Origin of the sequence: Brevibacillus sp. MER 51 (assembly GCF_023714195.1) — a bacterium.
In the GTDB taxonomy this organism is placed as follows: domain Bacteria; phylum Bacillota; class Bacilli; order Brevibacillales; family Brevibacillaceae; genus Brevibacillus.
The window spans coordinates 374653-384568 of the sequence record NZ_JAMAUS010000006.1 but is presented as its reverse complement, the minus strand read 5'-3'; the positions used below and the strand labels follow the sequence as shown (position 1 = coordinate 384568).

The following is a 9916-nucleotide window of genomic DNA, read 5'->3' as shown; positions in this document are numbered from 1 at the left end:
TATTAGGCACGCCGCCAGCGTTCGTCCTGAGCCAGGATCAAACTCTCCAATAAAGTTTGTTACTGGTTCAAAGCTGGCAAATCATTTAATGATAGACTCATTAACGCTTTCGCTGTTCAGTTTTCAAAGAGCATTTTTTGTCGAACGTTTTACATCTTATCACGTTCGCTATTTGCGAGTCAAGAAGTTTTTTATCGAATCTCGTTTTCTTTTCTCGTATTTTGTCGTCGTTATTGGCGACAAGGAATAATCTATCACATATAAAACTCTAAATCAAGGGTGATTTTAAAAGTTTTTTTATCAAAAAACGAGAAACAGCTAGAATATCGCGATACGAAAGGAAAAAGAGCGAGAAAAACATCCTGCTCTTTCTATTAAATATCTCTACTATATCCAATGGAACAGTCTCACCACGTCCTTAGCAGTAAATGGTCGTAATTCTACTAAATTGCCTTTGATCAATAGGTTCCTACCCCTTTCGCGAGTAAGGTACCGATCATTCTAACAAGAAAAAACCACGCTCTGGAAGCAGAGGTGGTTATTACTTTAGTGGTTAACGACGTCTCTGAAGCTCCGTCAACACTTCGTCTAATGGCAGCTTTTGCTCCCGTAACAGAACCATCAAGTGAAAGATCAGATCAGATGCCTCATATCGCAGCTCCTCACGACTTCGATTTTTCGCTGCAATAATGACCTCGGCAGCCTCTTCCCCAACCTTTTTCAGGATTTTGTCTACGCCTTTTTCGAACAAGTAGGTGGTGTAGGAGCCTTCCGGGCGCTCTGCCTCCCGCGCAGCAATTAGTTCCTCCAGCTCACTTAAGATCGCAAATCGATCTGCTTGTACTGACTCATCATCTGTCTCGGTGAGAACTTCCTGCGAGAAACAGCTGTATGCTCCCGTATGACAAGCAGGCCCATTCGGCTCGACCATCACGACCAGTGCATCTCCGTCGCAATCATACCGCATAGAGACGATCCGCTGTGTATGACCCGAGGTCTCACCCTTGTGCCACAACTGTTGTCGAGAACGACTCCAAAACCATGTTTCTTTGGTAGCCAATGACTTTTGTAGCGATTCTTCATTCATATAGGCAAGCGTCAAAACGGTCTTGCTTCCGGCATCCTGCACGATGACAGGGATCAAACCCTTTTCGTCAAAACGCAATTTATCCACTGCAAATGCTTCTGCTCCTGTCATGGTCGTACGACAACTCCTTTGGTTTGCAAATACTCCTTAACCGATTGTATCGACGTCTCGTCATAGTGAAAAATGGATGCGGCCAGCGCAGCGTCTGCCTTTCCTTGCGTCAGCACATCGTAAAAATGCTCCCTCGAGCCCGCTCCACCAGAAGCAATGACCGGAATTCCGACCGCCTCTGATACCCGCTTGGTCAATCCGAGTCCAAAGCCTTTCTTTTCTCCATCGTCGTCCATGCTGGTCAAAAGGATTTCGCCCGCTCCGAGCGCTTCTGCTTCCTGCGCCCAGCGGATGACGTCCTTCCCCGTCGCATTCCGTCCACCGTGGGTATACACTTCCCAGCGATCTTCCCCGACACTTCTTGCGTCTATCGCCACGACGATACATTGTGAGCCAAAGACCGTCGCTCCCTCACGGATTAATTCCGGACGCAAAACAGCCGCTGTATTCAACGAGATTTTGTCCGCACCTGCACGCAAAATCCTTTTCATATCGTCGACGCTGTTAATGCCGCCACCAACCGTGAAAGGAATCGTAATGTTTGCGGCTGTTTTTTCGATGACATCTACCATCGTCTTGCGCCCTTCGTGTGACGCAGAAATATCGAGAAAGATCAGCTCGTCTGCTCTCTCGTCGCTATACTTTTTTGCCAGTTCAACCGGGTCGCCTGCATCGCGCAGTCCCACGAACTGCACACCTTTTACTACCCGTCCGTCTTTTACATCGAGACACGGGATGATTCGTTTAGCCAGCATGCGATTCACGCCCCTCCATACGCTGGAGCGCCTCTTCCAATGTAAAAGCGTCCGTGTAGAGTGCTTTGCCAACAATGGCGCCAGAGACTCCGTCCGAAGCATGGGTAGCCAGTGCCAACAAGTCGTCCAGTTGACTGACACCTCCCGAAGCTATCACCGATTTTCCTGTAGCCATCGCCAAGGCTGCAATTTCTTCTACATTGGGTCCTGTCATCGTGCCATCACGAGCGATATCGGTGTAAATAAACGTCTCCGCCCCATACGTAACCAACCGCTTGGCAAGCTCCGTCGCTTGCACATCTGTCGTGGTCAACCAACCTCTGGTAGCCACCAGCCCATTCCGGCAGTCCAGACCTATCGCAATCTTGTCTCCATCGTTTTGAAGAATTCGCTTCGTAAAAGGCTCATCTTCGATAGCAGCAGTCCCGACGATCACTCGCGCGACACCTGCTTCCAAATAGTCCGCAATCTGCTCTTCTGTTCGAATGCCGCCTCCAACCTGCACGGGTACAGGGATCGAGCGCGCTATCTCCTTGATGAGCGCTGCATTGGCAGGCTTGCCTTCCTTTGCCCCATCCAAATCTACGAGATGGACCCAGGACGCACCTTGCTCTACCCATCGTTTCGCCATCGCGAGCGGTGAATCAGCGTACACTGTCTCTTGACCGTAATCTCCTTGGAAAAGTCGAACACACTTGCCCCCGCGAATATCGATCGCCGGATAAACGATAAAGCTCATGTCAAAACCCCCTCACATTGAACGGCAAAATTACGTAGCAGCAGCATTCCTGTCTCTCCGCTCTTTTCCGGGTGAAACTGCATACCGTATACGTTGTCACGATTCACAATGGCTGTGACCTCCTGGTGATAGTCACTCGTCGCGAGCAAGACATCAGACTGGCACAAGACATGATACGAATGGACAAAATAGACGTAATCGCCATCCTGCACACCGTTTAGTAACGGTTGCTTTTGCTTTATTATCAATTGATTCCAGCCCATGTGCGGAACCTTGTAATCCCCGCGAAAACGAACGACCTCACCACCAAGTAATCCCAAGCCTGTATGCTCGCCATGCTCTGCACTTTTCTCAAATAAAAGCTGCATGCCGAGACAAATGCCCAAGATCGGGCGACCTGTTGCTGCGTATCCCTTGATCGCTTGCTCTAATCCAAGCTCACGTATGTTGACGATAGCATCCCCGAACGCCCCGACTCCCGGCAAAATCAACCCGCTATATTCTTGCAGACGCTCTGCTTGAGAGACGAATTCGTACGAATAGCCCAATCTTTCCAACGCCTTGCTCAGGCTGTACAGATTCCCCATGCCGTAATCGATGATCCCGATCATGTTACAAAACCCCTTTTGTTGACGGGACCCCTTTGACACGAGGATCGATCGTCGTCGCTTCATCCAGTGCACGACCCAGCCCTTTGAAAATCGCCTCGATCATGTGGTGCGTATTGTGACCGTAGTGCAGGATCACATGTAGATTGATCCGCGCCTCCAGTGCGAGCTTCCATAAAAATTCATGAACCAGCTCCGTCGGAAATTGACCAACCATATTCGTAGGGTACGTAGCGCGATATTCCAGATGAGGACGGTTACTGATATCAATGACGACCTGCGCGAGTGCGTCATCCATCGGAACAAACGCATTTCCATAACGCTTGATGCCTTTTTTGTCTCCCAACGCTTCCCGCAGAGCATGCCCAAGACAAATCCCGATATCCTCCACCGTGTGGTGATAGTCGATTTCGATATCTCCCTTTGCCTTTACAGTCAGGTCAAAATGTCCATGGCGGGTAAACAGGTCAAGCATATGATCTAAAAATGGAACACCCGAGTTTTGCTTGCTCTCACCCGCGCCGTCTACAGCAAAAGAAAGCCCGATCTGCGTCTCATTCGTATTGCGTTCGATCTGTGCTGCACGTTGTTTCCCTTCACTCATCTCTTTTCACTCTCCTGCTCTTCTGTCTCAAAATCTTGCAATCGCGCAAGGATCGCTCGACCGTGTCCAGACAACCCTTCCTGCTCTGCCAGCGCTACAATTTTATGTCCATTTTCCCGCAAATCTCGTTTGCTGTAGGAAACAACACTCGACTTCTTAATAAAATCATCGACGGATAATGGCGAGGAAAAACGCGCCGTTCCATTCGTAGGAATCACATGATTGGTTCCGGCAAAATAATCTCCGACTGGCTCCGAGCTGTATGGGCCGAGGAAAATTGCACCTGCATTTTCCACTTTTCCTAGACGCTCAAACGGCTCGGCTATCATGATTTCCAAATGCTCGGGGGCGATGCGGTTGATTACGGCAAAACCTTCGTCCAAATCGTCGACGAGTAAAATAACACCGTAGTCGCGTATCGCCGCTTCTGCAATTGATTTGCGTGGAAGATCGGCAAGCTGTCGCTCGACTTCCTGTGATACCTGCTCCGCCAACGCTTGCGAAGTCGTAACCAATATAGCGGCTGACATTGGATCATGCTCGGCTTGAGAAAGAAGGTCTGCCGCGACGTAACGCGGGTTGGCCGTCTCATCTGCGATCACCGCAATTTCACTGGGCCCTGCCACCATGTCGATACTGACCAATCCGAAAACTTCTCGCTTCGCCAACGCCACGAAAATATTACCGGGGCCAACGATTTTATCAACCGCTTTGATTTGCTCCGTCCCATAGGTCAATGCCGCAATCGCCTGCGCTCCGCCTACCTTGTATATCTCACTTACTCCTGCAATTTGAGCTGCAACGAGTATCGCCGGATTGATTTTCCCATCCGCTCCTGGAGGTGTTGTAATGACTACTTCAGGAACACCTGCAATTTTGGCAGGGATAGCATTCATCAAAACACTGGAAGGATAAGCTGCCGTTCCGCCTGGAACATACAGACCTACGCGTTGCAATGGACGTATTAGTTGGCCTAGCAATGTGCCACTTTCTTTGGTGGTAAACCAGGACTGACGCACTTGCCGCTCATGAAACGCCCGAATATTTTCGGCTGCTTCCGTCAATGCCGCCTTTACTCGTGGAGACACGAGCTCACTTGCTTCAGCAAACTCGCTCTCGCTCACACGGAAGTTTTGTAGTAGCACACGATCAAATCGCTCCGTATAATAGCGCAGCGCTTCGTCCCCTTGCTGGCGAACAGAGGTGAGGATCGCCTTCACCGCTTCTTGCTGTTCTCTCGTTCCTGCATCTACTGATCGTTTCCCGTCATACTGACTGGCTGACATGATACGCATAGCTGTCTCCCCTTTTTCTCTAGTTCCCGTGAGGAATGACCTCTAAAAATTTTCCGGCGATCTCATCCACTGCTTCACTTTTCATCCGATAGCTGGCTCGATTTGCAATAAGCCTCGTGGTAATTTCACAAATGCTCTCCAGCTCGACCAAGCCATTTTCCCGCAATGTCCTACCTGTCGAAACAATATCCACAATACGATCAGCCAGCCCAATCATCGGTGCAAGCTCTACGGAGCCATTCAGCTTGATTACCTCAACCTGCTGTCCCCGCTCACGAAAATAACGTGACGCAATCTTCGGATATTTCGTCGCAACACGGGGAGCTTCCGTCGGCTTCCAGTCTGGCAGACCCGCTACCATCATGCGACAGTAGCCGATATGCAAATCTAACAGCTCGTAAACATCTCGTTCTTCTTCCAATAAAACATCCTTGCCAACCACGCCAACGTCAGCCACCCCATACTCGACATAAGTAGGAACATCGGTAGGCTTCGCCATAATGAATTCAAGCTTGGCATTTTCCACAGGGATGATCAGTTTGCGTGAATCTTGTAGATCCGCAGTGACCTGCAAGCCAGCCTGTTGGAGGAAGTGGACAGCCTCTTCAAAAATCCGCCCTTTTGGCATGGCGATCGTCAGCTTTTGATCGTTTCTCGTGAGTGCCATCTCCTACTCCTCCTGTTGTGTTATGCAAATGACTTTGGTAAATCCCGCTTCTTGTCCAACCTGTTTCTCATCTATTTTGGAGACGAGACGTGTCACTACTACGAGCCCGTCCTCACGCAATTGCTGTGCCTCTGCCAAAGCGGCGCTGCGGCAATCTTCCGTGTAAACGAGCAATACGCGCGCAGGTGCTTGCCTTTTTACGGAAGGAGTGACCTGAAGTAGCCGATCCATCTTGATCGCAAAGCCTGTGGCGGATGCAGCCCGCCCAAATTGGGAGAGCAATTGATCGTAGCGTCCTCCGCCCAACAGCGGGGAGCCCAAGTCTGCCGCGTATCCTTCAAAAACGACCCCTGTATAGTAGTTCAAATTGATGATCAGATTGAAATCGATCAACAAATCTTCCGTCACCCCGTAGGCTTCTAACGATTCCCACAAGGAAGCAATCGTCTCGACTGCCTTCCCTGCTTTTCCGTTGCCTGCCAAATCACGGGCTACCTCGATTTTCCCTTTTCCCCCTTGCAATCGTAGCAAGGCTTCCAATCGGCTTTTTGCCTCTGTCGGAATGTCTACTGTCGCAAGTAATTGCCGGAAGCCAACGAAGTCCCGCTCGTACAAAAACTGGCGGAATTGATTGCGAATAGGCTCATCCTCAATCTCCTCCTCCAAAAGACCGTCTACGAAATCGACATGCCCAATGGCAATACGAAACGTTTCCACACCCGCTGCCCGCAAGCAAAAGACAGCAAGTGCAATGGCTTCCGCATCCGCATCGACAGACGTATCTCCGATCAGTTCAATCCCGGTTTGAGAAAACTCTGCATTCCGCCCCGCTTCCTTTTCTTGTGCCCGAAACACATTTGCCTGGTAATACAACCGTATTGGCAATGGAACATCTTTATAAAGGGAGGAAACAACCCTTGCAATTGGCGTTGTCATATCCGGACGCAGGACTACCGTGTGACCTTGTTTATCCAGGAGGCGAAACATCCGGTCTGTCAGTGTCGCACTTGCTGCTCCTACCGTATCGAAGTATTCCAGAGAGGGCGTGGAAATTTCGTCATAGCCCCACCTCTCGATACACTGCCGCAGCTCCCGCTCCAAGTGCCGTTGTTTCGCCAGCGATTCCGGGAGTATGTCCCGCATCCCGAGCGGCTTTTCGAATCCCAAGGGTTTTGCCATCCTTGTTCCCTCCATCACATTCGCTTTACTATGCTAATATGGTAACAAACTAAAGTGTTATGAAGAAGATTACCACGTCGAGAATCTTAGGTCAACCAAGATAAGAATAGTCGGAAAATTTAACACAAAACAAAAAACCGCCAGGATAAACACCTGACGGCTGATCACAAGGGAAGAGACGCTACATGCCTTCTTCTTCCTCTGAAGCTTTCGTTCGAATGAGTTGCATGGGATTCCCACCTACAAAGGCGCCAGGCGGGACATCTTTATGAACAACCGTTCCCGCGGCGACAATGGCCCCTTTGCCAATCGTTACTCCCGGCAAAATGGTAGTGTTGGCCCCCACCAGGACAGCATCTTCAATAATCACTTCTCCCAAACGGTATTCATCAATTAAATATTCATGGGCAAGTATGGTCGTATTGTACCCGATCACGCAATTACGACCGATCTTGATTTTCTCGGGAAACATGATATCCATCATCACCATCAACGCAACCGCACTATGCTGTCCTACTTCCATACGCAAAAATGTGCGGTACATCCAGTTCTTCCACGAAACGATCGGCGTATACCTGGAGAGTTGGATGACAATAAAATTTTTCATGACTTTCCAGAAGCTTACCGTTCGATACATGTGCCAAAGCGGGTTTACCCCATTTACGGGATAACGTGTTGTCTTCCTCATATGCGTCTCTTTCTCCTACAAGTCAGAATCGGCATCTTCTAAAATGGCATTCGACTGTTTCCGTGTGAAGTGCATCGCTGCGTTGTAACCCATCCGTTTCAAACGGAAATTCATCGCTGCAACCTCAATGATGACTGCCAAATTTCGTCCTGGTCGAACAGGAACGGTAATAATCGGAATTTCGGTATCCATGATCTTCAATGTTTCCTCATCGAGCCCCAACCGCTCGTACATTTTATGAGGCTCCCACAGCTCTAGCTGAACAACCATCTCGATGTTTTTCACATTGCGCACAGCACCTGCCCCAAACATCGTCATAATGTTGATAATTCCCACGCCGCGGATCTCCAAAAGATGCTGAATTAGCTCAGGGGCGCTACCGCTTAGCTGCCCGCCCTGTGTCTGCTTAATCTCTACTGCGTCATCTGCTACGAGTCGGTGTCCGCGCTTTACTAGCTCAAGTGCAGCCTCACTCTTCCCGATCCCGCTCGATCCCATAATCAAAACGCCGACCCCGTAAATGTCTGTGAGTACCCCATGTATCGTCGTCGTTGGTGCAAGACGATTCTCCAGGAAGTTGGTTACTTTCCCGACTAGCGTAGTCGTTGCCAGCGGGGACTGAAGTACAGGTACCCCCAACCGATTGGAAACGTCAATCATCTCTTCCGGCACCATTTGATTACGGGTCACACAGAAGCAGGGAACCTGACTTTGCATGAGAAAATTCATCCGTTCCAGCCGTTCCTCTGGAGTCAGCGTTTGAAAAAAGTTGATTTCCGTCAAGCCGAACAATTGAATCCGCTCTTGCGCATAATACGAATAGTAACCGGCTAACTGCAGGCCCGGACGACTCAAATCCGTAACGGTAATCTCACGCCCCAAGCCCTCTTCCCCACTCAAGATCGTCATATTGAAATGGTCCACTAAATGGCTCACATTCGTCTTACGCATGAAGCTTCCCCCTCACATGGGATTTTCCGTCCCTATGGTTGTGTCTCTATTGTATCGAAACCTCTGTGCTTACGACAACCTAATAAGGCCGAGCATCCTTATTAGGCAAAAACCCCGCGACTCGTTTGAGAGAATACGGGGCTTTTTCGCACATACTACCTCTTTTCTCTTTTCATCCCTACCACAACCTCAATGAGGTAGCCAAAAATACTCATCAGTGCTGCTGCCACGATGACAGTGCCAATGTTGTCAGGCCATGGCCCCACTTCAAATCCATCAATAAAGTAGGCAGTCAACGCAAACGTCACGGCATTAATGACAAACCAGAACAAGCCGATCGTCAATACTTGCAAGGGAAAAGTAAAAAACAGCAGAATCGGCCGAATCACTGTGTTCACCATCCCCAAAATCAACGTAGCCCATAATGCTACTGTGAAATTCGCGACATAAATGGAATGGAACCAATTGCTGATCAGAAGCAGCGCAGCCCCATTTAAAAGCATTTTGATTATCCAACGGCTCATGGTGCATTCCCCCTGTACAGTCTAGCCTTCGCGCAACGATTAACGAATCCCCGTTACTTCCCATTCCCATTGCTCAAAAAACGTTGTCATGAATCGATGCCTGTCTTCGGCGATTTTCTGGGCAGTCTGGGTGAAAAGCTTGTCTTTGATGCGCTGCAGCTTCCAAGTGTATTCCTTATAAGGTGTATGCTGATTTGGGTCATCCGATTGTATGGGTTGCCCAATAACCCCAGTATAAGCAAAAACCCGAGCTACTCCAATAGCCCCAATCGAATCCAGCTTGTCTGCATCAAACAAGACCTTTTCTTCCAAGGTATGTGGAGGACGTTCTTTACGAAAACGATGGGCGAGAATTGCAGACTGTACACGCGAGATGAATGCTTCCGTCATACCGCGCTCGGAGAGCCATTCCCCTGCTAGTCTTGCGCTAATTTCGGCATGGCACTCTCCTGTTTGCCGTTCTTCTGCTCTCCCGATGTCATGCAGCAAAGCAGCGAGGCGCAGCACTTCCATATCCGCTCCTTCCTCGCTACCAATCCGCTCACACATCGCCATCACACGCAAATTATGCTGCCAATCATGTGCAGGATCTTGTCCATCAAAGCGCTTCTGTGCTTCTGCCACCAGATCGGCAGGCAGTGCGGCAAGAGAATCTTTCACGTAATCCATCTTTTCCTCCCCCTTTGCGTTCACCAAGCAAAGATGCCC

The 9916-nt window shown here is 49.5% G+C and carries 13 protein-coding genes; 1 reads left to right on the top strand and 12 read right to left on the bottom strand.

Translation table 11 applies throughout. The features are described 5' to 3' along the window. Positions 1 to 250, top strand: a 250-nt coding sequence (locus M3630_RS15845) for a hypothetical protein (protein ID WP_251252699.1), incomplete at its 5' end; no start/stop codon positions are given. A 303-nt stretch (positions 251 to 553) separates the two neighbouring features. On the opposite strand, the gene hisIE is transcribed toward M3630_RS15845, so the two are convergent. From hisIE to M3630_RS15785, 12 genes are all read right to left on the bottom strand, one after another. Beyond that, complete coding sequence (hisIE, locus tag M3630_RS15840; RefSeq protein ID WP_251252698.1) at positions 554 to 1198, bottom strand: bifunctional phosphoribosyl-AMP cyclohydrolase/phosphoribosyl-ATP diphosphatase HisIE; 645 nt, start codon at positions 1196 to 1198, stop codon at positions 554 to 556. Next, complete coding sequence (gene hisF, locus M3630_RS15835) at positions 1195 to 1953, bottom strand: imidazole glycerol phosphate synthase subunit HisF (protein ID WP_173612242.1); 759 nt, start codon at positions 1951 to 1953, stop codon at positions 1195 to 1197. The genes hisIE and hisF overlap by 4 nt, the downstream gene beginning before the upstream one ends. Further along, positions 1943 to 2692, bottom strand: coding sequence for a 1-(5-phosphoribosyl)-5-[(5-phosphoribosylamino)methylideneamino]imidazole-4-carboxamide isomerase (hisA, locus tag M3630_RS15830; RefSeq protein ID WP_251252697.1), 750 nt, complete (start codon positions 2690 to 2692; stop codon positions 1943 to 1945). The genes hisF and hisA overlap by 11 nt, the downstream gene beginning before the upstream one ends. Beyond that, positions 2689 to 3303 (bottom strand): imidazole glycerol phosphate synthase subunit HisH, encoded by a 615-nt coding sequence (gene hisH / locus M3630_RS15825; RefSeq protein ID WP_251252696.1) that lies wholly within the window; start codon positions 3301 to 3303, stop codon positions 2689 to 2691. The genes hisA and hisH overlap by 4 nt, the downstream gene beginning before the upstream one ends. 1 nt (position 3304) lies before the next feature. Further along, positions 3305 to 3904, bottom strand: coding sequence for an imidazoleglycerol-phosphate dehydratase HisB (gene hisB / locus M3630_RS15820; protein WP_251252695.1), 600 nt, complete (start codon positions 3902 to 3904; stop codon positions 3305 to 3307). Beyond that, a complete protein-coding gene (gene hisD, locus M3630_RS15815) occupies positions 3901 to 5199 on the bottom strand; it encodes a histidinol dehydrogenase (RefSeq protein WP_251252694.1) in 1299 nt (432 codons plus the stop codon). The genes hisB and hisD overlap by 4 nt, the downstream gene beginning before the upstream one ends. Before the next feature lie 19 nt (positions 5200 to 5218). Continuing rightward, positions 5219 to 5866 (bottom strand): ATP phosphoribosyltransferase, encoded by a 648-nt coding sequence (hisG, locus tag M3630_RS15810; RefSeq protein WP_173612238.1) that lies wholly within the window; start codon positions 5864 to 5866, stop codon positions 5219 to 5221. Positions 5867 to 5869: 3 nt separating this feature from the next. Further along, the gene (locus M3630_RS15805; protein ID WP_251252693.1) at positions 5870 to 7045 is read right to left on the bottom strand and encodes an ATP phosphoribosyltransferase regulatory subunit; all 1176 of its coding nucleotides are present in this window, start codon (positions 7043 to 7045) and stop codon (positions 5870 to 5872) included. Between the two features lie 181 nt (positions 7046 to 7226). Then, positions 7227 to 7733: an acyltransferase gene (locus tag M3630_RS15800; RefSeq protein WP_173612236.1), complete on the bottom strand. Its 507-nt coding sequence runs from the start codon at positions 7731 to 7733 to the stop codon at positions 7227 to 7229. A gap of 15 nt (positions 7734 to 7748) precedes the next feature. Next, positions 7749 to 8684, bottom strand: coding sequence for an HPr(Ser) kinase/phosphatase (gene hprK / locus M3630_RS15795; protein ID WP_106785335.1), 936 nt, complete (start codon positions 8682 to 8684; stop codon positions 7749 to 7751). Between the two features lie 155 nt (positions 8685 to 8839). After that, the gene (locus M3630_RS15790) at positions 8840 to 9208 is read right to left on the bottom strand and encodes a phage holin family protein (protein WP_173612235.1); all 369 of its coding nucleotides are present in this window, start codon (positions 9206 to 9208) and stop codon (positions 8840 to 8842) included. Between the two features lie 39 nt (positions 9209 to 9247). Further along, a complete protein-coding gene (locus M3630_RS15785; RefSeq protein ID WP_173612234.1) occupies positions 9248 to 9877 on the bottom strand; it encodes an HD domain-containing protein in 630 nt (209 codons plus the stop codon). Between the last annotated feature and the right edge of the window lie 39 nt (positions 9878 to 9916).